Source organism: Kitasatospora sp. NPDC048722 (genome assembly GCF_040650235.1).
In the GTDB taxonomy this organism is placed as follows: domain Bacteria; phylum Actinomycetota; class Actinomycetes; order Streptomycetales; family Streptomycetaceae; genus Kitasatospora.
The window spans coordinates 114,718-138,435 of sequence record NZ_JBEZGX010000006.1; the positions used below are offsets into that span (position 1 = coordinate 114,718).

The window sequence follows — 23,718 nt, forward strand, 5'->3', positions numbered from 1 at the left end:
GCTGCTCAGGCCGCCTTTCGCATGGTGGTTGCACGGTTGTCGCGACTTTCGCGGACGAGCGAGGCGACGCCCTCGGCGCGCAGCTCGTCCAGGGTGACGGAGGTGCCGCCGAGGTGCCCGGCGAGGGTGCGGGCGAGGCCGAGCCGGACGGGGCCGGACTCGCAGTCCAGGACGACGCTCGCGACGCCCTGGGCGGCGAACAGCCCGGCCGCGCGCCGGGACTGCGCGAGTGCGTCGCGACCGCCGGTGGCCCGTCCGTCGGTGACGACGACGACCAGCGGGCGGCGGGCCGGGTCGCGCAGCCGCTCGATCCGCAGCACCTCGTGGGCGCGCAGCAGGCCGGCGGCCAGCGGGGTCCGGCCGCCGGTGGGCAGCGACTCCAGCCGGGCCGCGCCGACCTCGACGGACGAGGTCGGCGGGAGCGCCAGCTCGGCGCCCGCGCCGCGGAAGGTGATCATGCCGATCTTGTCGCGCCGCTGGTAGGCGTCCATCAGCAGCGACAGCACGGCGCCCTTGACGGCGGTCATCCGCTGCCGGGCGGCCATCGAGCCGGAGGCGTCGACGACGAACAGCACCAGGTTGGACTCGCGGCCCTTGCGCACCTGCTCGCGGAAGTCGTCCTTGCGCAGCACGAGCGCGGCGCCGGAGCGCCCGCGCGCCACCTGGTGCGGCGCGGCGGCCTGGAGGGTGGCGGTCAGGTGCAGGCGGCTGAGGGCGCCCTGGGGGCGCCGCGCGCGGACGGTGTACCCGCTGTCGGTCTCGGCGGGGGAGCGGCGGCCCTGCGCGCCGTGGCCGGTGCCGCGCACGGCGAACAGCCGGGTGCGGTACGGGTCGCCGGCCGCGACCGGCGCGGACTCCCGCGCGGGGGCGGGGTGCTGGGCCGGGACGGGCTGCTGCTCGGCGAGGTCCGAGGCGGCGGCCTCCGGGGCCTGCGGACCGCCCTCGGGCTCCGGTGCGCCGCCGCCGTCCGGGCCGGGGCCGCCGTCGTCGCCGGGGCCGGGGCCGGGACCGTCACCGTCACCGTCCGGGCCGTCGCCGTCAGCTTCCGTCTCGGGGGAGTCCTCCGGGGAGTCCTCGGGCTGCGCGTGTTCCTCCAGCGTCCGGTCCAGCTGTTCCTCGTCCAGTCCGGGCGCGTCGAACGGGTTGCGGCGGCGCCGGTGCGGCAGCGCGAGCTGGGCGGCCTTGCGCACGTCCTCCTCCAGCACCTCCGTGCGGCCGTCCCACGCGGCCAGCGCGACGGCCGTCCGCGCCATGACGATGTCGGCGCGCAGCCCGTCCACCTCGAACGCGGCGCACACGGCCGTGATCTGCCGGAGTGCCACGTCCTTGAGCTCGACCTTGGGCAGCAACTCCCGTGCGGCGGTGATCCGTTCGGCGAGCGCCCGCTCCTCGTCGGCGAACCGCGCCGCGAAGCCGGCCGGGTCCGCGTCGTAGGCGAGCCGGCGCCGGACGACCTCGGCGCGCTCGGCCGGGTCGCGCGTCGCGGCGATCTCCACGGTCAGGCCGAAGCGGTCGAGCAGCTGCGGCCGCAGCTCGCCCTCCTCCGGGTTCATCGTGCCGACCAGCAGGAACCGGGCCGCGTGCCGTACCGAGACGCCCTCGCGCTCGACGTAGGAGCGGCCCATCGCGGCGGCGTCCAGCAGCAGGTCGACGACGTGGTCCTGGAGCAGGTTCACCTCGTCGATGTAGAGCACCCCGCGGTGCGCCTTGGCGAGCAGCCCGGGCTCGTACGCCTTGACGCCCTCGGCGAGCGCGCGCTCCAGGTCGAGCGAGCCGACGATCCGGTCCTCGGCCACGCCGACCGGCAACTCGACCAGCTGGGAGGGCCGTTCACTGTTCCCGGAGGAGGCGTGCGGTCCGTCCGGGCACTGCGGGTCGGGCGCGGCCGGGTCGCAGGAGAAGCGGCAGTCGTCGACCGTGGCGATGGACGGCAGCAGGCCGGCCAGCGCACGGACCATCGTCGACTTGGCGGTGCCCTTCTCGCCGCGCACCAGCACGCCGCCCACGGCCGGGGAGACCGCGTTCAGCAGCAGTCCGAGCCGCAGGTCGGCCATCCCGACGACCGCGGTGAACGGGTAGCGGACGTCACTCATGCCTTGCCAGCCTCCTCAGGCGCACCGGGCGGCAGGAACGGCAGCGATCCGGCCGCCGGCACCCCGCCCTCGATCAGCTTCCACAGCGCGTCGGTGTCCGCGTGCTCCTCGATCAGGTCCCCCAGGCGGTCCAGCCGGGCCTCGCGCGCCTCGGCGAACGAGGTGTCCGGTGCCGGGACGAACGCGCGGCCCGCCAGCGCGGCCACCTCGCGCAGGAACTCCCGGCGGAACCCGTCGTTCTCCAGCGCGCCGTGCCAGGTGGTGCCCCACACCGAGCCCACCCGGCACCCGTCGAGGAAGGGCTCGCCTCCCTCGACCGCGACCACCCCGTGGTGGATCTCGTAGCCCTCGACCCGCTGCCCGTACGCCTCGCCGACCGGCCGGGCGAGCACCTTCTCCACGCCGAACCGCACGTGCGTCGGCAGCAGGCCGAGCGCGTCGACGGCACCGGCCTTGGACTCGACGTCGTCGACGATCGAGCCCGCCAGCATCTGGTAGCCGCCGCAGACCCCGAGGACGGGCTTCCCGGCCGCCGCCCGCGCCCGCAGCGCCGGTTCCAGCCCGCGCTCGCGCAGCCAGGCGAGGTCGGCCACGGTGGCCCGGGTGCCGGGCAGCACGACGAGGTCGGCGTCGGCGAGTTCCTCCGGCCTGGTCGCCCAGCGGACGAGGACGCCGGGCTCCTGCGCCAGCGCGTCCAGGTCGGTGAAGTTCGACAGCCGCGGGAAGCGCACCACGGCCACCCGCAGCACGTCCGCCCCGAGCGGCCCGCGCCCGTCGACCCGGTCCACGACCGTCGACAGGTCCAGGGAGTCCTCGGCGTCCAGCCACAGCCCCGGCAGCATCGGCAGCGTGCCGAGCACCGGACGGCCGGTCAGGCCGTGCAGCATCTCCAGGCCGGGCGCCAGCAGCCGGGCGTCCCCGCGGAACTTGTTGACGAACCAGCCGGCCACGTGCCGCTGGTCCTCCTCGGACAGCAGCGCCAGTGTCCCGAACATCGCCGCGAACACGCCGCCGCGGTCGATGTCGCCGACCACCACGACGGGCAACCGGGCGGCCGTCGCCAGGCCCATGTTGGCGATGTCCCGGTCGCGCAGGTTGATCTCGGCGGGCGAGCCCGCGCCCTCGCACACCACCACGTCGTACCGCCGGCGCAGGTCCGCCAGGCACTCCAGGGCGCGCTCCAGCAGGACGGGCTTGCGCTCGCGGTAGTCCAGCGCGCCCACCTCGGCGACCGGCCTGCCCAGCAGCACCACCTGGCTGCGGCCGTCCGCGCCGGGCTTGAGCAGCACCGGGTTCATCGCCGCCTCCGGCTCCACCCGGGCGGCCTGGGCCTGCATCGCCTGGGCGCGGCCGATCTCGGCGCCGTCGGCCGTCACGAAGGAGTTCAGTGACATGTTCTGCGCCTTGAACGGCGCCACCCGGACGCCACGGCGGGCCAGCCAGCGGCAGATGCCCGCCGTGACGACGCTCTTGCCCGCGTCCGAGGTCGTCCCCGCGACCAGCAGCGCGTTGGTCATGCCCTTCCCCTCCTCAGCAGCGATCGCAGCAGGACGTGCCCCGCGACCGTCGTACCCAGTGCCAGCGCGCCCACCCGCCGCGACAGCGCGCAGGCCCGCTCGATGTCGTCCACCGTCACCGGCCGCAGCTCCGCGCCCAGCACCGGCCGGTGCTCGACGCGCTCGCCGTACCGCAGCGTGCCGCCCAGCCGCACGCCCACGGCGCCCGCGAACGCCGACTCGGCCTGCCCCGCGTTCGGGCTCGGGTGCGCCGAACCGTCCCGCCGCCACACCCGCCAGGCGGTCCGCGGCTGCGGCGCGGCGGCCACCGTGAGCAGCGCCGTCAGCCGGGCGCCGGGCCAGCCCGCCACGTCGTCCAGCCGGGCCGAGGCCCAGCCGAACCGGGCGTGGCGCGGCGAGCGGTGGCCCACCATCGCGTCCAGCGTGTTGACGGCGCGGAAGGCCAGCAGGCCGGGCGTGCCGGCGAGCGCGCCCCAGGCCAGCGCGTTCACGACGGCGTCCGCGGTGTTCTCGGCCACCGACTCCACGACGGCGCGGGCGATCTGCTGCCCGTCCAGTGCGCTCGGGTCGCGCCCGCACAGGTGCGGCAGCCGCTCCCGGGCGGCGGGCAGGTCGCCCGCGGCCAGCGCCCGGCCGATCGTGCGCGCCTCCCGGGTCAGCGAGGTGCCGCCGAGCACCGTCCAGGTCGCGGCGGCGGCCAGCGCGGCCCGCCCCAGCGGCCTGCGGCCGGCCGTCCGCTCCAGCACCACCGCGCCCGCCGCGACGGCGCCCACGCAGAGCGCCGTGTACGCGGCCCCGGCGGCCCGGTCGTCGCGCCACATCCGGCGCTCCAGGCGGGTCGCCGCACCGCCGAAGACGGCCACCGGGTGGCCGCGGCGGGGGTCGGCGTAGCGGGCGTCCGCCAGGTAGCCCGCGACGGCGCCGACCGCGAACGCGGCGGCGCTGGTCAGCGGGCGCACGACGGCGGGGGACAGGGGAGGGCTCGGCGGGTCGGGGCAGCCTGCATCGCGTGCGAGTCCTCACTCAGGGTCCGCGCCCTGGATCGACGTACCGGGGGCGAGAGTCTCCTGGCTTCCGGGTCGAACGCACCTCCGGAGCCTTCCGGCAGCCCGTCAGCGAAGACTGACGGTCCGCCTGTGGGCCCCTCCTGCCCGTCGGCGGGCAAGGAGGGAATCGTTCCGGCCGTGCTCCCCGGTGACAGTGGCGGGACCGCGCCGGACTCGCACCGGCTTCCTCTGCATGCCTCCGTTTGGCCCTGGGATCCCATCACGCGGCCGAACCGGGAGTCAACCGAGGTCACGGAGGGGTTGGTCACACGCGGGAGGCCCGGCGCGCGCCCCCGAACGCCCCGTCACTACCTCCGAGTACGGCCGCCGCAGGAGCATGACATCTCGTGCGATCCTCCAGCGGTGCGCGCGCGCCTCCCGCGGCGCTTCGTGCGTTCGGCGGCTGGGGGGCCCGTTCGTACCGGCCCTAGCGTTCGTTCACATGCGACGAAGACAGCCTCCCGCCTTGTCCCCGGTGCCGTTCTCGCCCGCCGCGGCCCGCGCCCACCGCGCCGGGCTCGGCCTGACCCCCGGACAGGTCGCCCGCGGCATGGCCGCGCACGGCGTCCGGCTGCTGCCCACGCACGTCATCGCCTGGGAGAGCGGAGAGCTGCGCCCCACCGAGGAGGAGTTCATCGCCCTCGCGCGCGCCCTGTGGTGCCCGCCCGCCCAGCTCATGGGCACCCGCCCGGCCCTCCTGCGCGACCACCGCGTGGCCCGCGAACTGAGCCAGGACACCGCCGCCCGTCGCATCGGCGTCGCCCTGCGCGTCTACCAGGAGGCCGAACTCACCGGGACGTGGGACGGCGACGAGGAGCGGACGCACGCGCTCGCCCAGGTGCTCGGACTGCGGCTCACCGAACTCGTGGAGGTCACGGGCCGCGGCGCCGAGCTCGACCAGCGGCTGCGCAGGTGCGTGGACGGGCGCTGGCAGCCCCACCTGCGGGCGGTCGCGCGGCTCGTGCCGGTCCACGAGGACGACCTCGCGGCCGTCCTGACGGCCCTGCACCAGGAGCACCAGGTCTCCTCCCCGCACTGGGGTGCCGCGACGCCCACCCTCCCCCCGCGCGACCGCCCCCTGGCGCCGCGCTTCTGGGAACTCCTCGGCCGCATCCAAACGGAGATCCCGGTCTGACCCCGCCCCGTCCCCCGTCTCCCCCCCGTCCCCCGTACAGCCCATCCCGCCTGGCCGCCGCCCCCACCCGCCAGTGAACTTGTCCCCAGCAGACTCACAGAGCGGGGAGCGATATGCGTTGGGGAACCGCAGCCGCCGTGGCAGCGGCCGCCGTCGGCACCGGGGTCGCCGTGCTGGTCGTCGGCCGGCGGGCGTCCGAGCGGCTGGTGCGGCCGGAGACCGCCGTGCCGGAGTCCGGACCCGTCCTGGTGCAGAGCCTCGCCGCCGGCCGGATCACCTTCAACCGGACGCCCTCGGCCCTCCACCCCGGCCGCTGGGCGCTGGAGTGGGACGGCGACGGCCACGCCGTCGTCGACGACATCCTGCACAGCGACGAACAGGGCGTCACCCGCCGCCTGGTCCGCGCCGACCGGGGCACCCTGACGCCCGGCACCGAGGTCCGGTTCACCCCGCGCGTGCACCTCGGCGACCCGACGACCTCCCTCGGCCTCCCGTTCACCGAGACCGCCGTCGCCGGCGAGCTGGGCGCGATGCCCGCCTGGCGCCTGGACGGCAAGCGCGGCACCTGGGTGGTCCTCGTGCACGGCCCCGGCGCCGACCGCTCCCAGACGCTCCCCGTGCTGCCCGTCCTCCAGCGCCTCGCGCTGCCCGCCCTCGCCGTCACCTACCGCGGCGACCAGGGCGCCCCCGCCTCGCCGGACGGGCTCAGCCACTTCGGTGAGACCGAGTGGCGCGACGTGGAGTCGGCCGTGCGGCTCGCCCTCGACAGCGGCGCCGGCCGGGTGATCCTCTACGGCTGGTCGGTGGGCGCCACGATGTGCCTGCACGCCGCGGCCCGTTCGGCCTGGTCGGGGGCGATCGCCGGGATCGTCCTGGACTCGCCGGTGCTCGACCTGCCCGCCACCGCCCGCCGCGACGCGGTCCGGGCCGGCCACACCAGGCCGGTCGCGGAGCTCGGCGCGCTGGCCGCGGAGGGCCGCACCGGGGTCGACCTGGCCGACTTCGCGCGCCTCGTCGAGGGCGCCGACCTGCGCGTGCCGACCCTCGTCCTGCACAGCCCGGACGACCCGATCGCGCCCTTCCGGGCCGCCCGGCACCTCGCCACGGCCCGCTCCGACGTCGTCAGCCTCCAGGCCTTCCCGGGCGCGGACCACGCGGCCCTGTGGAACTCCGACCCCGCGCACTACTCGGAACTCCTCCGGCGCTGGCTCACCCCCCTCCTCTGACCCGGACCGGCAGCCGTTAATCCGGGGCATTCCGGCCGGTCATTCCTGCGCCCGGCCTCCGCTTCCCCTCTTCTCGCATTCCCCCCACCCGTCATCCCGCGCCACCCGGGCACCGGAAGCCGATTCCGCCGGAACGGGAAGTCGACGCGGTCGATTTCCGCCACCGCGTCCGCCGTCGCCGACCTGGCCGATCCGCATCCACCCGGAGCACTCGCGGCGGGCGTGCCCGGTGGGCGCGTTCCCGTCTCCACCCGTCGTCCGCACCGCGCGAGTCGGCCATTCACCCCTCGCCGAAGCCTTTTCCGTATCCGTTCGAACACCCCACGTGACCACCGCAAACGGGCCTGGCATGAGCCCGCCACACGATTCCGGCCAGGCGGTTTGCCGCTGTTGCCCGATCTTGCGGAGGTGCTGCCACAACCCGCCCGCCCGTACGACCAACCGGATGTGACAGAAGGCCGGTGCAAGGGGAAGACTGCTCGACGTGACGTCTCGGAACCCGCGCGACCGTGATGCCCCGCTCCCACCGACGATCGGTACCGGTGCGACGGTGACCCGCCTTCCCGGTACGGCCCACCGGCCCGTCGGGGCCAGGCCGGGCGGGGGCGGCGTACCCCGCCGACGAGGCCCCGCACCCGCCCCCGGCCGCGGCCGGGTCCCCGTGCCGGACGGCTTCCCGGCCCCCGCCGAGCTGGCCCCGCTGGCCCGCCGGATGCTGGTGGACGCCGTCCGGATCGCCCGCTGGGCCGGGGAGCTCGGCGAGGTCGACAAGCGGGGCGAACTGCTCCCCGAGGACGCCCGCGCGGCGGGCCGCGCACTGGCCATGACGGTCGGCGCCGCGGCCAAGGCCTGGGGCCAGGCGCTGCTGGTCGGCCTGGTCGAGGCCCGCGACGGCGGCGCCGGGCCGGGCTGGCGGCTCCACGCCTGGGAGCACGACGACGAGGCCGTGGTGCGCGGCTGGTCCGCGCTGTTCGACGCCTGGACGCTGCTCGCGCCCGTCCCGCCGGCCGCCCTGCGCGGCGTCTTCACGGTGCTGGCCGGCCAGGCCGTGGACCAGGCCCCGCAGCTGCTCTCCTTCCTGCACCTGGTGGACGGCCCGGTCGCCGACAGCGAGCTCCTGGAGCTGCTGCGCCGCGGCCTGGACGAGCGCCGGGTCGGCGGCAGCGGGGGTGCGGGCCTGTCGCCCGTGCCGCACGCCGCCTCCGCGGTGTCGGCGGTCCGCGGCACCTGCCGCGAGCCGCAGATCGACACCCCGGCCGCGCCCGCGGACGTCGCCGCCGTCCTGGACTGGATGCTGGACGGCCTCGCGGCCGTCGGTGCCGTCGTGCGCAGGAACGACGCCGCCGAACTGTCGCCGCTCGGGCACTGGGCGGTGCGGGCGAAGCTGGAGGAGATCTGCACGGTCGCCCAGACCGCGGCCGGCCACATCGAGCAGAGCGCCTACGAGCTGCTGAACGCCTGCGCCGACTACTCGCCGGGCCCGGCCCGGGCCGAGTACCGCGCCTGGGTGGCGGCCCGCCCGGCGGACCGCGCCGTGGCCGAGCTGCTGGACGCCGCCCAGGGCGACGACGCGCTCGTGCGCGGCCTGGCCTTCGAAGCGCTGCGGGTGGCCGGGGGCACGGCCGAGCAGGCGGTGCGCGCGGCCGTGGACGAGCCGGTGCTGCGCCCGTACGCGCTGCTGTGGCTCGCGGAGCAGTCGGACGAGGGCGTGTCCCCGGCCGACGTGCTGGGTGCCGAGGACGCGGCCTGGCTCTGGGTGGACACGGCGGCCGCGGTGCTGGACCACGGCGAGACCGAGCTGCTGGTCGGCCACGTGGAGGGCGCCTCGGCGGGCGACCCGGTGCGGCTGTTCGCCCGGGCCCGGCAGTCGGGGCACCCGCGGGCGGCCTCGGTGCTGACGGCGGTGTCGGGCGTGCACCCGGACCCGGGCGTGGCCAGGGCGGCCCGCCGCTCGGCGTTCAGCGTCCACACCGGCGGGGCGTGAGCGCCCGGAGGCGAGAACGAGGAAGGGGCCCGGATCCGCAGTGGATCCGGGCCCCTTCGTCATGCGCGGGAGGCTCAGCCGAGCCGCGACTCCGCCCGCCGGGCGCGGACGTCGCCGACCTTCTGGCCGACCTTGCGCCGGATGACCAGCAGCGGCGCCATGGCCGCGAGCGCGATCTGGGCGAAGGCGCCGACGTGCAGGAGCGCGTTGCCGCCCGGCAGGCCGGTGGCCCACGCGGCCAGGCAGCCGATGGAGACCACGATCCAGCACAGCGTGGCGGTGGCCAGCAGGCCCTGCGGCTTCGGGTACTCGATCCGGCTGACCATCAGGTACGCGGCGCCGAAGATGGCGAGCAGACCGGGCAGGAACGGCGGGTCGAGCAGCACGATCGCGATGACCGTCATGGCGCCCATCGGGCAGGGCATGCCCTGGAACACCCCGGGCCGCATCTTCACGGCCGAGAAGCGGGCCAGTCGCAGGACCACCGCGAGCAGCACGGTCAGCGCGATCAGCGCGGACAGCGGCCGGTTGGAGCCCTGCGAGACCATGCCCCAGACCGCGACGAAGTAGGCCGGCGCGATGCCGAAGCTGATCAGGTCGGCCAGGTTGTCGAGTTCGGCGCCCAGGGCGGAGGAACGCAGCTTGCGCGCCACCAGGCCGTCGAAGAGGTCGCACATCGAGCCGATCAGCAGCAGCGTCACCGCGGTGGCGGCGCTGTGCCGGTCCGGAGCGACGTCCGGGTTGGTGATGTGCGGGATCAGGACCCCGGTGGTGATCGAGTAGATCGCCAGGAAGCCGCAGACGGCGTTCCCCAGGGTCAGGAAGTCGGCGGTGGACAGGTGCTGCGGCGAGCGCGGCGCGCGGAGCTCGCGGTCGCGTGCCCAGCGGCGACGGCGCAGCGCCGTCTCCTCGTCGTCCAGGCCGACGATCGTCTCAGGATCAGTCACGGTCAAGGCGTGTCACCCCGGCTGTGGTCTTCTGGCCGACCTCGACGCCGACCTCGACGCCGGCCGGCAGGTAGGTGTCGACCCGGGACCCGAACCGGATCAGGCCGATCCGGTCGCCCTGGGCGACCTTGGTGCCGGCGTCGACGTAGGGCACGATGCGGCGGGCCACGGCCCCCGCGATCTGCACCATCTCGATGTCGCCGAGCTCGGTGTCGAAGTGCCAGACGACCCGCTCGTTCTGGTCGCTGTCCTTGTTGAACGCGGGCACGAACCCGCCCGCGACGTGCTCGACCGACGTCACCGTGCCGGGCAGCGGCGCGCGGTTGACGTGGACGTTGAGCGGGCTCATGAAGATGGCGACCCGGGTGCGGCCGTCCGGCCAGGCGTCGATGCTCTGCACCACGCCGTCGGCGGGGGAGATCACTCTGCCCGTGCCGATCTCACGCTCGGGGTCGCGGAAGAACCACAGCATGCCCGCGCCGAGCGCGCAGGCCGGTACCGCCGCCAGGGCCCACTTGCCGCTGCGCCGGGTGAGGGCGGTGGTCACGGCGGCCGTGGCGAGGGTGGGGACGAACCAGGGGGTGGCTCCGCGCGCGATGGTCACGCGGGGTCGCCGACCGGCCGTCGTGGCTGCGAGGGCATCGCGGTCCGTGACGGAGGTGTGAGGGGACGGGCTGATGGGCATCGAAGACCTTTGTCGCGGGGGATCATGGCCGCTGGACGGGGGCCACCGCGGGATCGGGTAAGAGAGGGACGGCTGCTGTCCCGGTGGATGCTATCGGGAGCACACGGTGGGTGGGCAACCCGCCTGCTCGTTCCGCAGGCGCGAGGTCACGCCTACTCATACGACCGTAGCTCGCCGCCGTCCGGTTCCCAAGGGCCCGGACCGGCCTGGTGACTCTTGTCTCAGCGGGTGTGCCGGGGGAACGCCGCGTCCGAGTCGTCCGCTCCCGGACGCCCCGCGGCGGCGCCGCCACGGCGTGCGGAAGCGGCCGCGGGGCGCGTAGCTGCAGCTCTACGCCCTGCGGCCGCTTCCGGGGCCGTGCCGGGGCCCAGGCGGACCAGGCCGGGGCCGTCGTGGCACGGCGGGATGCCGGGACGGGCCCGCACGCCCGTCGGCCGGCTGTTCAGGGGGCCACCCGTCGGGCCGGGGTGGCCCGGGGGTCACTCGGCGATCCGGTACTCCTCCAGGAGCCGGCGCCCGACGATCATCTTCTGGATCTCCGCAGTTCCTTCACCGATGAGCAGCATCGGGGCCTCGCGGTAGAGGCGCTCGATCTCGTACTCCTTGGAGAAGCCGTAGCCGCCGTGGATGCGGAAGGCGTCCTCGACGACCTCCTTGCAGTACTCGGAGGCGAGGTACTTGGCCATGCCGGCTTCGAGGTCGTTGCGCTCGCCGCCGTCCTTCTTGCGGGCGGCCATGACCATCATCTGGTGGGCGGCCTCGACCTTGGTGGCCATCTCGGCGAGCTTGAACTGGATCGCCTGGTGCTCGGCGATCTTCTTGCCGAAGGTGGAGCGCTGCTGGGCGTAGGAGATGCCGAGCTCGAAGGCACGGCGGGCGACGCCGCAGCCGCGGGCGGCGACGTTGACGCGGCCGACCTCGACGCCGTCCATCATCTGGTAGAAGCCGCGGCCGGGGACGCCGCCGAGGATCCGGTCGGCCGGGATCCGGACGTCCTGGAGGACCAGCTCGGTCGTGTCGACGCCCTTGTAGCCCATCTTCTCGATCTTCCCGGGCACGGTGAGGCCGGGGACGGTCGGGTTCGGGCCGAATCCGGCCGTCTTCTCGATCAGGAAGGTGGTCATGTTCTTGTACGGGCTGCTGCCGCCCTCGTCGGTCTTGCACAGGACCGCGACGAGGGTGGAGGTGCCGCCGTTGGTGAGCCACATCTTCTGGCCGTTGAGGACGTAGAAGTCGCCGTCCTTGACGCCCTTGGTGGAGATGGCCGAGACGTCGGAGCCGAGGCCGGGCTCGGACATCGAGAACGCGCCGCGGATCTCGCCGGCCGCCATCTTCGGCAGGAAGTAGTCCTTCTGCTCCTGCGTGCCGTGGGCGTTGATCATGTGCGCCACGATGAAGTGCGTGTTGACGATGCCGGAGACGGACATCCAGCCGCGGGCGATCTCCTCCACCACGAGGGCGTAGGTGAGCAGCGACTCGCCGAGGCCGCCGTACTCCTCGGGGATGGTGAGGCCGAAGAGGCCGAGCTGCTTCATCCCCTCGACGATGGCGGTCGGGTACTCGTCCTTGTGCTCCAGCTCGGTCGCGACCGGAATGATCTCCTTGTCGACGAAATCCCGCACGGTGGCGAGGATGTCCCGCTGGATCTCGGTGAGGCCGTCGGTCTGTGCGAGGCGTCCCATCGTGCGGCTCCGATTTGTCGTGAAAAGTCGGGGGGGGGGATTGCCGGGGGCCCTGCCGGCGTGGCTGCGGCAGCAGGGCCCCCGTTCCGGGTGGGGGTCGGCCGATGACGGCGGCCTGCCCCTCCGGGGCATGGGGAGGAGAGGTGCGGGTTCAGGAAAGAGGGGTGGGACGGCCGGGCTGTTCGCCGCCGCGCTCCTTGGTGTACGTCTCGGTCGGCACCATCACCTTGCGGCGGAAGATGCAGACGACCGTGCCGTCCTGCTTGTACCCCTTGGTCTCGACGTAGACGATGCCCCGGTCGTCCTTGGACTTGGAGGGCCACTTGTCGAGGACGGTGGTCTCGCCGTAGATCGTGTCGCCGTGGAAGGTCGGCGCGACGTGCCGCAGCGACTCGATCTCCAGGTTGGCGATCGCCTTGCCCGAGACGTCCGGGACGGACATGCCGAGCAGCAGCGAGTAGATGTAGTTGCCCACGACGACGTTCTTCCCGAAGTCGGTCGTCTTCTCCGCGTAGTTGGTGTCCATGTGGAGCGGGTGGTGGTTCATGGTGAGCAGACAGAACAGGTGGTCGTCGTACTCGGTGACGGTCTTCCCGGGCCAGTGCTTGTAGACCGCGCCGACCTCGAACTCCTCGTAGGTGCGTCCGAACTGCATGGCTCAGGCCCTCAGCTTTCCGGGATCTCGAACTTGGTGGTGCGCTCCATGCCGGCGGCCCGGCCCTTGCCGGCGATGACCAGGGCCATCTTGCGGCTGGCCTCGTCGATCATCTCGTCGCCGAGCATCGCCGAGCCCTTGGCGCCGCCCGCCGCGGAGGTGCAGTAGTCGTAGGCGTCGAGGATCAGCTCGGCGTGGTCGTAGTCCTCCTGCGAGGGCGAGTAGATCTCGTTTGCGGCGGCGACCTGGTCGGGGTGCAGCACCCACTTGCCGTCGAAACCGAGGGCGGCGGAGCGGCCGGCGACCTCGCGGTAGCCCTCCTGGTTGCGGATCTGCAGGTACGGGCCGTCGATCGCCTGGAGGTCGTTGGCGCGGGCGGCCATCAGGATGCGCATCAGGATGTAGTGGTAGGCGTCGGCGTTGTAGCCGGGCGGCTGCTCGCCGACCACCAGGGACTTCATGTTGATCGAGGCCATGAAGTCGGCGGGGCCGAAGATGATGGTCTCCAGCCGGGGCGAGGCCTCGGCGATGGCGTCGACGTTGATCAGGCCCTTGGCGTTCTCGATCTGCGCCTCGATGCCGATCTTCCCGACCTCGAAGCCCATGGTCTTCTCGATCTGGGTGAGGAGGAGGTCGAGCGCCCTGACCTGCTCGGCGTCCTGGACCTTCGGCAGCATGATGCAGTCGAGGTTGGGGCCGGCGCCCTCGACGACGGTGATCACGTCGCGGTAGGTCCAGTGGGTGGTCCAGTCGTTGACGCGGACGACGCGGGTCTTGCCGCCCCAGTCGCCGTTGTTGAGGGCGTCGACGATGTTGTGGCGGGCGCTCTCCTTGACCAGCGGGGCGCAGGCGTCCTCCAGGTCGAGGAAGACCTGGTCGGCGGGCAGGCCCTGGGCCTTCTCCAGGAAGCGCGGGTTGCTGCCGGGCACGGCGAGGCAGGAGCGGCGCGGGCGCAGGCGGTTGACAGTGCTCATGAGGGTGGTTCTGTTCCTTCCCAGTGGTCAGCTGGTCAGCTGGTCAGTTCGTGGCCGGGGTCGGTGCGGGCGTCCACGGCTGGAGCTTGTTGGCCAGCCGGATCTCGTCCACGATCCGGCCGATGATGGTCGTGATGCCGAAGTCCTTCGGGGTGAACACGGCGGCGACGCCGGCGGCCTTGAGGGCCTCGCCGTCCGCTGCCGGGATGATGCCACCCACGATCACCGGGACATCCTCCACCCCGGCCCGCCGCAGGCGCTGCAGCACGTCGGGCACGAGCTCGGAGTGCGCGCCGGAGAGGATCGACAGGCCCACGCAGTGGACGTCCTCCGCGACGGCCGCGGAGACGATCTGCTCCGGCGTGAGCCGGATGCCCTGGTAGACCACCTCGAACCCGGCGTCGCGGGCCCGGACGGCGATCTGCTCGGCGCCGTTGGAGTGCCCGTCGAGGCCGGGCTTGCCGACCAGCAGGCGCAGCTTGTCGGCGCCCAGCTCCCCGGCGGTGGCGGCCACGGCGGCGCGCACGGCGGCCAGTTCGCCGCCGGGCTCGGCCGCGACCGCGACCGGGGCGCCGCCGACGCCGGTGGGGGCGCGGTACTCGCCGAAGACCTCGCGCAGGGCGAAGGACCACTCCCCGGTGGTGACGCCGGCCCGGGCGCAGGCGAGCGTGGCCGGCATCAGGTTGGCGTCGGTGGCGGCGACGGTCTTGAGCTCCGCCAGCGCCTGCTGGGCGGCGGCCTCGTCGCGCTGTCCGCGCCAGGCCTCCAGGGCGGCGAGGACGGACTGCTCGGAGGCCGGGTCGACGACCATGATCGCGGTGTCGAGGTCGGCCGTGAGCGGGCTCTCCTCGGTGGTGTCGAAGCAGTTGACGCCGACGATCTTGTCCTCGCCGGACTCGATCCGGGCCCGGCGGGCGGCGTGCGAGGAGACCAGGTTGGACTTCAGGTAGCCGGACTCGACGGCCGGGATCACCCCGCCCATCTCCAGCACCTTCGCGATCTCCGCCTCGGCGCCGGCCAGCAGTTCGGCCGTCTTGGCCTCGATGACCTCGGAGCCGTTGAAGATGTCCCCGTACTCCAGCAGGTCGGACTCGTAGGCGAGCACCTGCTGGATCCGCAGCGACCACTGCTGGTCCCACGGCCGGGGCAGGCCCAGCGCCTCGTTCCAGGCCGGGAGTTGGACGGCCCGGGCGCGGGCGTCCTTGGAGAGCGTGACGGCGAGCATCTCCAGCACGATCCGCTGGACGTTGTTCTCCGGCTGCGCCTCGGTCAGGCCCAGTGAGTTCACCTGCACGCCGTAGCGGAACCGGCGCTGCTTGGGGTCCTCGACGCCGTAGCGCTCGCGCGTGACCTTCTCCCACAGCCGGGCGAAGGCGCGCATCTTGCACATCTCCTCGACGAAGCGCACGCCGGCGTTCACGAAGAAGGAGATCCGCGCGACCACGTCGCCCATGCGCTCGGCCGGCACCTGCCCGGAGTCGCGCACCGCGTCGAGCACCGAGATGGCGGTGCACATCGCGTAGGCGATCTCCTGGACGGGCGTGGCCCCGGCCTCCTGCAGGTGGTAGCTGCAGATGTTGATCGGGTTCCACTTGGGGATGTTGCCGACCGTGTAGGCGATCATGTCGGTGATCAGGCGCACCGACGGGCCGGGCGGGAAGACGTGCGTCCCGCGCGACAGGTACTCCTTGACGATGTCGTTCTGGGTGGTGCCGGTGAGCCTGGCGATGTCGGCGCCCTGCTCCTCGGCGACCACCTGGTAGAGCGCCAGCAGCCACATGGCGGTGGCGTTGATCGTCATGGAGGTGTTGGTCTGTTCGAGCGGGATGCCGTCGAACAGGGTGCGCATGTCGCCGACGTGGCCCACCGGCACGCCGACCCGGCCGACCTCGCCGCGGGCGAGGATGTGGTCGGAGTCGTAGCCGGTCTGGGTCGGCAGGTCGAAGGCGACGGACAGGCCGGTCTGGCCCTTCGCCAGGTTCCGCCGGTAGAGCGCGTTGGAGTCGCTCGCGGTGGAGTGTCCGGCGTAGGTGCGCATCAGCCAGGGTCGGTCGCGCTTCTGCGGCTCGGTCATCGGATCGGCCTCAGACGTTCCGGAAGCGGTTGATCGCGTCGAGGTGCGTGGCGCGGAACTCCGCGTCGCGCACGCCCAGGCCCTCCTCGGGGGCCAGGCACAGCACGCCGACCTTGCCCTGGTGCTTGTTGTGGTGCACGTCGAGGGCGGCCTGGCCGGTCTCCTCCAGGGAGTAGACCTTCGACAGGGTCGGGTGGATCTTGCCCTTGGCGACCAGGCGGTTGGCCTCGTACGCCTCGCGGTAGTTGGCGAAGTGCGAGCCGACGATCCGCTTGAGCGACATCCACAGGTAGCGGTTGTCGTACTGGTGCATGTAGCCGGAGGTGGAGGCGCAGGTGACGATGGTGCCGCCCTTGCGGGTGACGTACACCGAGGCGCCGAAGGTCTCCCGGCCCGGGTGCTCGAAGACGATGTCGACGTCCTCGCCGCCGGTGAACTCGCGGATCTTGGAGCCCAGGCGCTTCCACTCGCGCGGGTCCTGGTTCTCCGCGTCCTTCCAGAACCTGTAGCCCTCCGCCGAGCGGTCGATGATCGCCTCGGCGCCCATGGCGCGGCAGATCTCGGCCTTCTGCGGGCTGGAGACCACGCAGATCGGGGTGGCGCCGCCGGCCAGCGCGTACTGGGTGGCGTACGAGCCGAGGCCGCCGCTGGCGCCCCAGATCAGCACGTTGTCGCCCTGCTTCATGCCGGCGCCGTTGCGCGAGACCAGCTGGCGGTAGGCGGTGGAGTTGACCAGACCGGGGGAGGCGGCCTCCTCCCAGGTGAGGTGCTTGGGCTTGGGCAGCAGCTGGTTGGTCTTCACCAGGGCCAGCTGGGCCAGGCCGCCGAAGTTGGTCTCGAAGCCCCAGATGCGCTGCTCCGGGTCCATCATCGTGTCGTTGTGGCCGTCCGGGGACTCCAGCTCGACCGAGAGGCAGTGGGCGACGACCTCGTCGCCGGGCTTCCAGGCGTTGACGCCGGCACCGGTGCGCAGGACGACACCGGCCAGGTCGGAGCCGAGGACGTGGTACGGCAGGTCGTGGCGCTTGGTGAGCGGCGACAGCCGGCCGTAGCGCTCCAGGAAGCCGAAGGTGGAGACCGGCTCGAAGATCGAGCTCCACACGGTGTTGTAGTTGACCGCACTGGCCATGACGGCGACGAGGGCCTCGCCCGGGCCGAGCTCGGGCAGGGCGACGTCGTCGAGGTGGAGGGACTTGCGGGGGTCCTTGTCGCGGCTGTCGAGGCCGGCGAACATCTGCTCCTCGTCCTTGTGGAGCGTGACCGCCCGGTAGGACTCGGGGAGCTGGATCGCTGCGAAGTCCTCCGCCGTGGCGTTGTTGCTGAGGATCGCGTCGAGGATTTGCTGCATGGCTCTGCCTCCGGAGGCGTACCTGTGTGAGGGCGCACAGGGCGTCTGGGGAAGGCCGGGAGCGGACACCGGCTTCGCTGTGGTGGGTGGTGGGCGGGTCAGGCTGGTGGGCCCGGCCGTGGGCCGGGTGGTACTCGCTCTGCTCCCGGGGTGTGGGAACGCCGGACGACGGCGCGCCGAGGTGGGGAGCCGCGGCGCCGCGACTGGTGGGTAACAACGTAGTGGCACCCTGTGCCAGCCGTAAAGACACCGGGTGTCAGCAATTTGGCCGACTTTCGCCGGCTGTCATGAACACCCGAACAGGGACGAAAAGGGCCCGCCGCCGATTCCTCGGCGCGGGCCCTTTTTGACCTTCGATTCCTCTGTGACCTGCGGAAACGCTCCCGTCAGGCGCGCCCGGAGCCGCTCAGCGCGGCCCGGATGCTGTCCACCACGACGTCCAGCGGAGCGTCCGTCCGGGCGACTGTGATGAGTACCTCACCTCCGGGGCTGGCACTCAGTGCGCTCTCGGCGAGCACCTCCCCGGGCGTCCCATTGGCACCGGGTGCCACCAGGGACCCGCGGCGCCTGGCACCGGGCGAGCTGGCCGCCCAGAAGGTCCGCCGGATCACCTCGAAGGAGTGGTCCAGCTGCGCCTCCACGTCACCCCGGCCGCCGGCCCGCAGCCAGCGCCGCAGCACGTGGTTGTGCGCCGCGACCACGGCCGCCGCCGACACCTCGGCCAGCATCGAGTCGTCCTCGCCGCCGCGCTGCCAGCCCGACGGGATGTCCTCGCCGGTGTCGAAGCGGCCCAGCAGGTACCGGGTGAACAGCCGCTCGTACCGGGCCACCACGGCGATCTCCCGCTCGCGCAGCGCCGGCACCTGGCGGATCAGCTGGTACCGCGCGACCGACACCCCCGGGGTGGAGGCGTACATCCGCAGCACCTCCTTGATGCCCCGGCAGACCACGTCGAGCGGGTGCTCCTCGGGCTCGGCGCTGGCCAGCAGGTCCGCGACCCGGACGAGCGTGTCGTCGTGGTCCGGGAAGATCGCCTCCTCCTTCGACCGGAAGTACCGGAAGAAGGTGCGCCGGGCGACCCCGGCCGCCGCCGCGATCTGGTCGACGGTGGTCTCCTCGTAGCCCTGCGAGGCGAACAGGTCCATCGCGGCCGTGGCCAGGTCCTGGCGCATCTGCAGGCGCTGTGCCGCGGCCCGGCGGCTGCCCGGTCCGGCGTCCGGGCCGGTGCCCCCGGCCGACGTGGCCGGCCGGTCGGCGGCGCGCGGTGCGGCGGACTGCTGCGGGGTGGCTGACTGAACCCGATCCATGTCCGGAACGCTACACGGCCCCGGCTGCGCCCCGGCGGCCCTTCCCCGGCGGACCGGTGCGACCGGGCCGGTCACGGCGGGGCGCGGCCAGCGGGCGGACACCGTCCCGGGGTTCCAGGCCGAGCGCGGTTGCCCGGCCGTCGGCGCGCTCCCGGCCGGCCCCGCCCCGCGGGGGGCGGCGCCGCCGGGCTGCGGCACGGTCACCGGCGCGCGTGGTCGCGGAACCCGCGGCCGGTCTTGCGGCCCAGGCAGCCCGCCGCCACCAGGTGCTCCAGCAGCGGCGCGGCGGCCAGGCCCGGCTCGCGGAACTCCTGGTGCAGCACCTGCTCGATGGTCAGCGAGACGTCCAGGCCGACCACGTCCAGCAGCTCGAACGGGCCCATCGGGTAGCCGCAGCCGAGCTTCATCGCGGTGTCGATGTCGTCCACCGTCGCGTAGTGCTCCTGGAGCATCCGCACCGCGTCGTTCAGGTAGGGGAAGAGCAGCGCGTTGACGATGAAGCCGGCCCGGTCCCCGCACTCCACCGGGTGCTTGCGCACCTTGGCGCACAGGTCCAGGACGGTCGCGGTGACGTCCGGCGCGGTCAGCACGGTGGAGACCACCTCGACCAGCTTCATCGCCGGTGCCGGGTTGAAGAAGTGCATGCCGACGACGTCCTGCGGCCGCGAGGTGGCGGTCGCGCAGCTGATCACCGGCAGCGAGGAGGTGGTGGTGGCGAGCACCGCGCCCGGCCGGACGATCTTGTCCAGGGTCGCGAACAGCTCCCGCTTGACCGCCAGGTCCTCGGCCACCGCCTCGACCACCAGGTCGACCTCGGCCAGCTCCGCGTACTGCCCGACCGGCGTCACCAGGGCCAGCGCCGCGTCCCGCTGCTCGGCGCTCATCCGGCCCTTCGTCACCGAGCGCTCCAGCGACTTCGCCAGCTGCGCCTTGGCCCGGTCCGCCTTCTCCTGGCTGCGCGCGGCCAGCAGCACGGTGTACCCGGACTTCGCGAACACCTCGGCGATGCCGGTCGCCATCGTGCCCGAGCCGCACACGCCGACCGTCCGCACCTCGCGGCCCGCCACCTTCGGCTGCGCCGGGCCGGTGGCCGCGTCGACGGCCCTGGACGAGCCCGGCGCCTCGTAGGTGTAGAAGCCGCGGCCGGACTTGCGGCCCAGCAGACCGGCCGACACCAGCTGGCCGAGGATCGGCGCGGGCGCGTGCAGACGGTCCCTGGACTGCTCGTACATCGCCTCCAGGACGGTCCGCGCGGTGTCCACGCCGATCAGGTCGAGCAGCGCCAGCGGGCCCATCGGCAGGCCGCAGCCGAGCCGCATCGCGGCGTCGATGTCCTCGCGCGAGGCGTACTTGGACTCGTACATCGCGGCGGCCTGGTTCAGGTAGGCGAACAGCAGGCCGTTCACCACGAAACCGGCCCGGTCGCCGGCCGCGACCGGCTCCTTGCCGAGGTCCCGGGCGAACCCGGCGGCGTCCTCGGCGACCTGCGGGGCGGTCAGCACCGTGCGGACCACCTCGACCAGCTTCATGGTGTGGACCGGGTTGAAGAAGTGCAGGCCGAGCACCCGGTCCGGGCGGGCGGTCGCGGCGGCGATCCGGGTCACCGAGAGCGCGGTGGTGCCGGTGGCGAGCACCGTCTCCGGAGGGCAGATCCGGTCCAGCTCGGCGAAGACCTCACGCTTGAGCTCCAGCTGCTCGGGCACCTCCTCGATCACGAGGTCGGCGGCCGCGGCGGCGGAGAGTTCGTGGCCGACGGAGAGCCGCGCGAGCAGGGCCGCGCGCTCCTCGGCGGTGATCCGCGCCCGCTCGACGGCGTGCGCGGTGGCCTCCTCGATCCGGGCCAGTGCCCGGGCGGCCGAGTCCTCGGTGGCCTCGATGCCGATCACCCGGCGGCCGCTCTTGGCGACCGCCACCGCGACGCCGGCACCCATCGTGCCGAGGCCGACCACGGCGACCGTGGGGAAGGGACGCTGCATGGTCCTGACTCCTAGTCATGAAGGGCCCGCGCGCGCTCCGGCGGGCGTGCCGCCGCGCCCGTGCGTACGCAGGGGGCGGCAGCCCGCCGGAGGAGGGTCCGCGCGCGGGGGCTGGAGGGATGACGGGTGCGGCCCACCCGCGCAGCGGCCGGTCCGCTCCGGCCGAACCGCGGGTGTGCCGTGGTGCTCAGGCGCTCGGAGGTGAACGGAGCGACGCTGACACGAGGAGGGAAACCCGGCCCGCCGCGGTTCGCGGCACCGGCCGGTGAAGGACGCACGGCACCCGTCGGTGCGGCTCCCGAAGCCCGACGGCGGTGCGTGCGGCCACTGTAGCGAAGCTACTGCCCAGTAGGAAGAGGGCGGACGACGGCAAGACCGGCCCACCCCGAACGGGTGAACGGGAGGACGCGCGTCCGTTCCAACCACCCGATCGAGGAGTTACGCGGGCCCACCCCGGGGGGCAGCATGAAGGCATGACTGCTGACACCATCGCCGTCGGCGTGGACGCCCGGGCTGCCGTCGAACTGCCCCCGCGCGCCGAGCGCGCCCGGCAGGCCGAGGCCACCGCCGACCGGCTCCGCGCGGCCGGGGTCGAGGCGGTCGCCGTCACCTGGGTGGACAACGCCGGCATCACCCGGGTCAAGGCCGTGCCGCTCGGCACCCTCGTCCACGCCGCCCAGTGGGGCGTCGGCGCCGCCCCCTGCTTCGACGTGTTCCTCGCCGACGACGGGATCACGACCAGCCCGATCATCGGCGGCCCCACCGGAGACCTGCGCCTGTACCCCGACCTCGACCGGGTCGTCCCGCTCGCCGCCCAGCCCGGCTGGGCCTGGGCCCCGGGGGACCGGCACACCCAGGCCGGCGCCCCGCACCCCGGCTGCCAGCGGCTGTTCGCCCGCCGGATGGAGGCCACGGCCGCCGCGCGCGGGCTGGGCCTCAAGGCCGGCATCGAGGTCGAGTGGGTGGCCGCCCTCGCCGGCGCCCCGGCGGACGAGCCGCAGTACCCCACCCACGGCCCCGCGTACGGGATGCACCGCCTCACCGACCTCTCCGACTACCTGCGGGACGTCCTGCGCGCCCTCGGCGAGCAGGGGCTCGACGTCCTGCAGATCCACCCCGAGTACGCGCCGGGCCAGTTCGAGGTCTCCGTCGCCCCCGAGGGCCCGGTCGCCGCCGCCGACACCGCCGTCCTGGTCCGGCACACCATCCGCGCCGTCTCCAACCGGCACGGCCTGCGGGTCTCCTTCGCGCCCGTGGTCGAGCCCGGCACGGTCGGCAACGGCGGCCACCTCCATCTGAGCCTCTGGCGGGAGGGCCGCAACCTCGGCCGCGGCGGCTCCGGCCCGCACGGTCTGACCACCGAGGCCGAGGGCTTCCTGGCCGGTGTGCTCGCCGCGCTGCCCGAACTGCTCGTGCTCGGCTGCTCCAGCCCCGCCGGGTACCTGCGGCTCGTCCCCTCGCGCTGGGCCGGCGCCTACCAGTGCTGGGGCCTGGAGAACCGAGAGGCCGCGCTGCGCCTGGTCACCGGCTCGGCGGGGGAGCGCTCCGCCGCGGCCAACGCCGAGGTCAAGTGCTTCGACGCCAGCGCCAACCCCTATCTCGCGGTCGGCGCCGTGCTCGCCGCCGGACTCGCCGGGATGGACCAACGCCTCGCCCTGCCACCGGAGTTCACCGGCGATCCGGCCGCCGCCGCGCCGGGCACGGTGCCCCGGCTGCCGGCCCGCCCGGCCGAGTCGATCGCCGCCTACGAGCGCTCGGCGGTGCTCCGCGAGGCGCTCGGCGAACCGCTCTACCAGGCGGTGCTCGCGGTCCGCCGGGCCGAGGCCGAGCAGTACGCCGACGCCACCCCCGAGCACATGGTGGCCGCCACCCGCTGGCGGTACTGACCGGTGCCTCTCCCGGACGTCCCCGCGCTGGTCGACCACCACTGCCACAGCGTGGTGGCGGCCGACCTCCCGGACGACGCCCTGGCCGGGCTGCTCACCGAGTCGGACCGCCCGCCCGCGCCCGGCACCACGCCCTTCGACAGCGCCCTCGGCCTCGCGGTCCGGCGCTGGTGTCCGCCCGCGCTCGGCCTGCCCGTCCATGCGCCGGCTGCCGAATACCTGTCCCGCAGGCGGGAGTTGGGCGCCGCCGAGGCCACCGGCCGACTGCTGGCCGCCGCCGCGCTCGACACCTGCCTGATCGACACCGGGCTGACCGCCGCCGCGGGCCGTCCGCTGCTCCCGCTCGGCGAGTTCGCCGCGGCCGCCCGCGTTCGGGTGCGCGAGGTGATCCGGCTGGAGACGGTCGCCGAGGCGGTGCCCGCGACGGCCGGGGGCTGGCCGGAGGCCGTCCGCGACGCCCTGGCCGGGGCCGCCGCCGGGGCCGCCGCCGTCAAGTCCGTCATCGCCTACCGGCACGGCCTCGCCGTCCCGCCCGAACGGCCCGCCCGGGCCGCCGCGGTGGCCGCGGCGGGGGCCTGGCAGCGCGCCGGGCACGGCCGGCTGACGGACCCGGTGCTCCTGCACCACCTGCTGTGGACGGCCGTCGACGTGTGCGCCGAGCTCGGCCTGCCGATCCAGCTCCACACCGGCTTCGGCGATCCCGACCTCACCCTGCACCTGGCCGACCCGGCGCTGCTCACCCCCTTCGTCCGCGCCGCCGAGCCGAGCGGTGTCCCGCTCGTGCTGCTGCACTGCTACCCGTACCACCGGCAGGCCGCTTTCCTCGCGCAAGCCTTCCCGACGGTGTACGCCGACCTCGGGCTGACGGCCTCGTACACCGGCCCCCGGGTGGCGGCGGTACTCGGCGAGATGCTGGAGCTGTCGCCGTTCGGCAAGCTGCTGTTCTCCACCGACGCGTACGGCCTGCCCGAGCTGTACCTGGTCGGCGCCGCCCAGTTCCGTTACGGGCTCGGCGAGTTGCTCGGCCAGTGGCGGGCCGGCGGCGCCTGCTCGGCGGCCGACGCGGAGCGGCTGGCCCGGATGGTCGCCGCGGACAATGCGCGCCGGTTGTACGCACTTTAGGTGGTAGGCGTCCCACCGGCCTGTGGACCATCACTTTTTAACACTATGACCGACTGTTTGC

The 23,718-nt window shown here is 73.9% G+C and carries 17 protein-coding genes and 1 riboswitch; of the genes, 5 read left to right on the forward strand and 12 right to left on the reverse strand.

Annotated features, from left to right (window positions below; all coding sequences use genetic code 11):
- Positions 1 to 5: 5 nt before the first annotated feature.
- The 3 genes from AB0C76_RS07355 to AB0C76_RS07365 are packed head-to-tail and all read right to left on the reverse strand — an operon-like array spanning position 6 to position 4,569.
- Positions 6 to 2,093 (reverse strand): putative cobaltochelatase, encoded by a 2,088-nt coding sequence (locus tag AB0C76_RS07355; RefSeq protein WP_359960994.1) that lies wholly within the window; start codon positions 2,091 to 2,093, stop codon positions 6 to 8.
- Positions 2,090 to 3,610, reverse strand: coding sequence for a cobyric acid synthase (locus AB0C76_RS07360; protein ID WP_359960997.1), 1,521 nt, complete (start codon positions 3,608 to 3,610; stop codon positions 2,090 to 2,092). Before AB0C76_RS07360 ends, AB0C76_RS07355 begins: the two co-directional genes overlap by 4 nt.
- Positions 3,607 to 4,569: a cobalamin biosynthesis protein gene (locus AB0C76_RS07365; protein WP_359961000.1), complete on the reverse strand. Its 963-nt coding sequence runs from the start codon at positions 4,567 to 4,569 to the stop codon at positions 3,607 to 3,609. The genes AB0C76_RS07360 and AB0C76_RS07365 overlap by 4 nt, the downstream gene beginning before the upstream one ends.
- 101 nt (positions 4,570 to 4,670) lie before the next feature.
- Positions 4,671 to 4,847: riboswitch (cobalamin riboswitch) on the reverse strand.
- Positions 4,848 to 5,122: 275 nt separating this feature from the next.
- Between AB0C76_RS07365 and AB0C76_RS07370 the strand changes: the two genes are divergently transcribed.
- The 3 genes from AB0C76_RS07370 (at position 5,123) to AB0C76_RS07380 (ending at position 9,001) form a co-directional block, all read left to right on the forward strand.
- Complete coding sequence (locus AB0C76_RS07370) at positions 5,123 to 5,791, forward strand: helix-turn-helix transcriptional regulator (protein WP_359961003.1); 669 nt, start codon at positions 5,123 to 5,125, stop codon at positions 5,789 to 5,791.
- Positions 5,792 to 5,928: 137 nt separating this feature from the next.
- Complete coding sequence (locus AB0C76_RS07375; RefSeq protein ID WP_359961006.1) at positions 5,929 to 7,017, forward strand: hypothetical protein; 1,089 nt, start codon at positions 5,929 to 5,931, stop codon at positions 7,015 to 7,017.
- Between the two features lie 661 nt (positions 7,018 to 7,678).
- On the forward strand, positions 7,679 to 9,001 hold the full coding sequence (locus AB0C76_RS07380; RefSeq protein WP_359961009.1) for a hypothetical protein: 1,323 nt from the start codon (positions 7,679 to 7,681) through the stop codon (positions 8,999 to 9,001).
- 74 nt (positions 9,002 to 9,075) lie between these two features.
- Here AB0C76_RS07380 and AB0C76_RS07385 read toward each other — a convergent pair whose 3' ends face one another.
- The 9 genes from AB0C76_RS07385 to AB0C76_RS07425 all read right to left on the reverse strand — a co-directional run bounded on the left by AB0C76_RS07385 (position 9,076) and on the right by AB0C76_RS07425 (position 20,649).
- Positions 9,076 to 9,900 (reverse strand): CDP-alcohol phosphatidyltransferase family protein, encoded by an 825-nt coding sequence (locus AB0C76_RS07385; protein WP_359961204.1) that lies wholly within the window; start codon positions 9,898 to 9,900, stop codon positions 9,076 to 9,078.
- Between the two features lie 40 nt (positions 9,901 to 9,940).
- Positions 9,941 to 10,633 (reverse strand): phosphatidylserine decarboxylase, encoded by a 693-nt coding sequence (locus AB0C76_RS07390; RefSeq protein WP_329926306.1) that lies wholly within the window; start codon positions 10,631 to 10,633, stop codon positions 9,941 to 9,943.
- A gap of 479 nt (positions 10,634 to 11,112) precedes the next feature.
- Complete coding sequence (locus AB0C76_RS07395; protein ID WP_359961012.1) at positions 11,113 to 12,315, reverse strand: acyl-CoA dehydrogenase family protein; 1,203 nt, start codon at positions 12,313 to 12,315, stop codon at positions 11,113 to 11,115.
- A 151-nt stretch (positions 12,316 to 12,466) separates the two neighbouring features.
- Positions 12,467 to 12,970, reverse strand: coding sequence for a MaoC family dehydratase (locus AB0C76_RS07400; protein WP_359961015.1), 504 nt, complete (start codon positions 12,968 to 12,970; stop codon positions 12,467 to 12,469).
- 11 nt (positions 12,971 to 12,981) lie between these two features.
- Positions 12,982 to 13,944, reverse strand: a complete 963-nt coding sequence (locus AB0C76_RS07405) for a CoA ester lyase (RefSeq protein WP_359961018.1) — start codon at positions 13,942 to 13,944, stop codon at positions 12,982 to 12,984.
- Between the two features lie 43 nt (positions 13,945 to 13,987).
- Positions 13,988 to 16,018 carry a protein meaA gene (locus tag AB0C76_RS07410; RefSeq protein ID WP_359961021.1) on the reverse strand — a complete coding sequence of 677 codons (2,031 nt, stop codon included), beginning with the start codon at positions 16,016 to 16,018 and terminating at the stop codon, positions 13,988 to 13,990.
- Positions 16,019 to 16,028: 10 nt separating this feature from the next.
- Positions 16,029 to 17,366, reverse strand: a complete 1,338-nt coding sequence (gene ccrA / locus AB0C76_RS07415) for a crotonyl-CoA carboxylase/reductase (protein ID WP_359961024.1) — start codon at positions 17,364 to 17,366, stop codon at positions 16,029 to 16,031.
- A 386-nt stretch (positions 17,367 to 17,752) separates the two neighbouring features.
- Positions 17,753 to 18,673, reverse strand: coding sequence for a TetR family transcriptional regulator (locus tag AB0C76_RS07420; RefSeq protein ID WP_359961027.1), 921 nt, complete (start codon positions 18,671 to 18,673; stop codon positions 17,753 to 17,755).
- 200 nt (positions 18,674 to 18,873) lie between these two features.
- A complete protein-coding gene (locus tag AB0C76_RS07425) occupies positions 18,874 to 20,649 on the reverse strand; it encodes a 3-hydroxybutyryl-CoA dehydrogenase (protein WP_359961029.1) in 1,776 nt (591 codons plus the stop codon).
- A 473-nt stretch (positions 20,650 to 21,122) separates the two neighbouring features.
- Between AB0C76_RS07425 and AB0C76_RS07430 the strand changes: the two genes are divergently transcribed.
- Entirely contained in the window at positions 21,123 to 22,535 is a 1,413-nt protein-coding gene (locus AB0C76_RS07430) for a glutamine synthetase family protein (RefSeq protein WP_359961032.1), read from the forward strand.
- Positions 22,536 to 22,538: 3 nt separating this feature from the next.
- On the forward strand, positions 22,539 to 23,657 hold the full coding sequence (locus AB0C76_RS07435) for an amidohydrolase family protein (protein ID WP_359961035.1): 1,119 nt from the start codon (positions 22,539 to 22,541) through the stop codon (positions 23,655 to 23,657).
- Positions 23,658 to 23,718 lie beyond the last annotated feature (61 nt).

What these genes read in the sequence shown, in the direction of transcription:
- AB0C76_RS07355 (WP_359960994.1), bottom strand. Translation starts at nt 2,093, where the DNA reads ATGAGTGACGTCCGCTACCCGTTCACCGCGGTCGTCGGGATGGCCGAC.
- AB0C76_RS07360 (WP_359960997.1), bottom strand. Translation starts at nt 3,610, where the DNA reads ATGACCAACGCGCTGCTGGTCGCGGGGACGACCTCGGACGCGGGCAAG.
- AB0C76_RS07390 (WP_329926306.1), bottom strand. Translation starts at nt 10,633, where the DNA reads ATGCCCATCAGCCCGTCCCCTCACACCTCCGTCACGGACCGCGATGCC.
- AB0C76_RS07395 (WP_359961012.1), bottom strand. Translation starts at nt 12,315, where the DNA reads ATGGGACGCCTCGCACAGACCGACGGCCTCACCGAGATCCAGCGGGAC.
- AB0C76_RS07400 (WP_359961015.1), bottom strand. Translation starts at nt 12,970, where the DNA reads ATGCAGTTCGGACGCACCTACGAGGAGTTCGAGGTCGGCGCGGTCTAC.
- AB0C76_RS07405 (WP_359961018.1), bottom strand. Translation starts at nt 13,944, where the DNA reads ATGAGCACTGTCAACCGCCTGCGCCCGCGCCGCTCCTGCCTCGCCGTG.
- AB0C76_RS07410 (WP_359961021.1), bottom strand. Translation starts at nt 16,018, where the DNA reads ATGACCGAGCCGCAGAAGCGCGACCGACCCTGGCTGATGCGCACCTAC.
- ccrA (WP_359961024.1), bottom strand. Translation starts at nt 17,366, where the DNA reads ATGCAGCAAATCCTCGACGCGATCCTCAGCAACAACGCCACGGCGGAG.
- AB0C76_RS07420 (WP_359961027.1), bottom strand. Translation starts at nt 18,673, where the DNA reads ATGGATCGGGTTCAGTCAGCCACCCCGCAGCAGTCCGCCGCACCGCGC.
- AB0C76_RS07425 (WP_359961029.1), bottom strand. Translation starts at nt 20,649, where the DNA reads ATGCAGCGTCCCTTCCCCACGGTCGCCGTGGTCGGCCTCGGCACGATG.
- AB0C76_RS07430 (WP_359961032.1), top strand. Translation starts at nt 21,123, where the DNA reads ATGACTGCTGACACCATCGCCGTCGGCGTGGACGCCCGGGCTGCCGTC.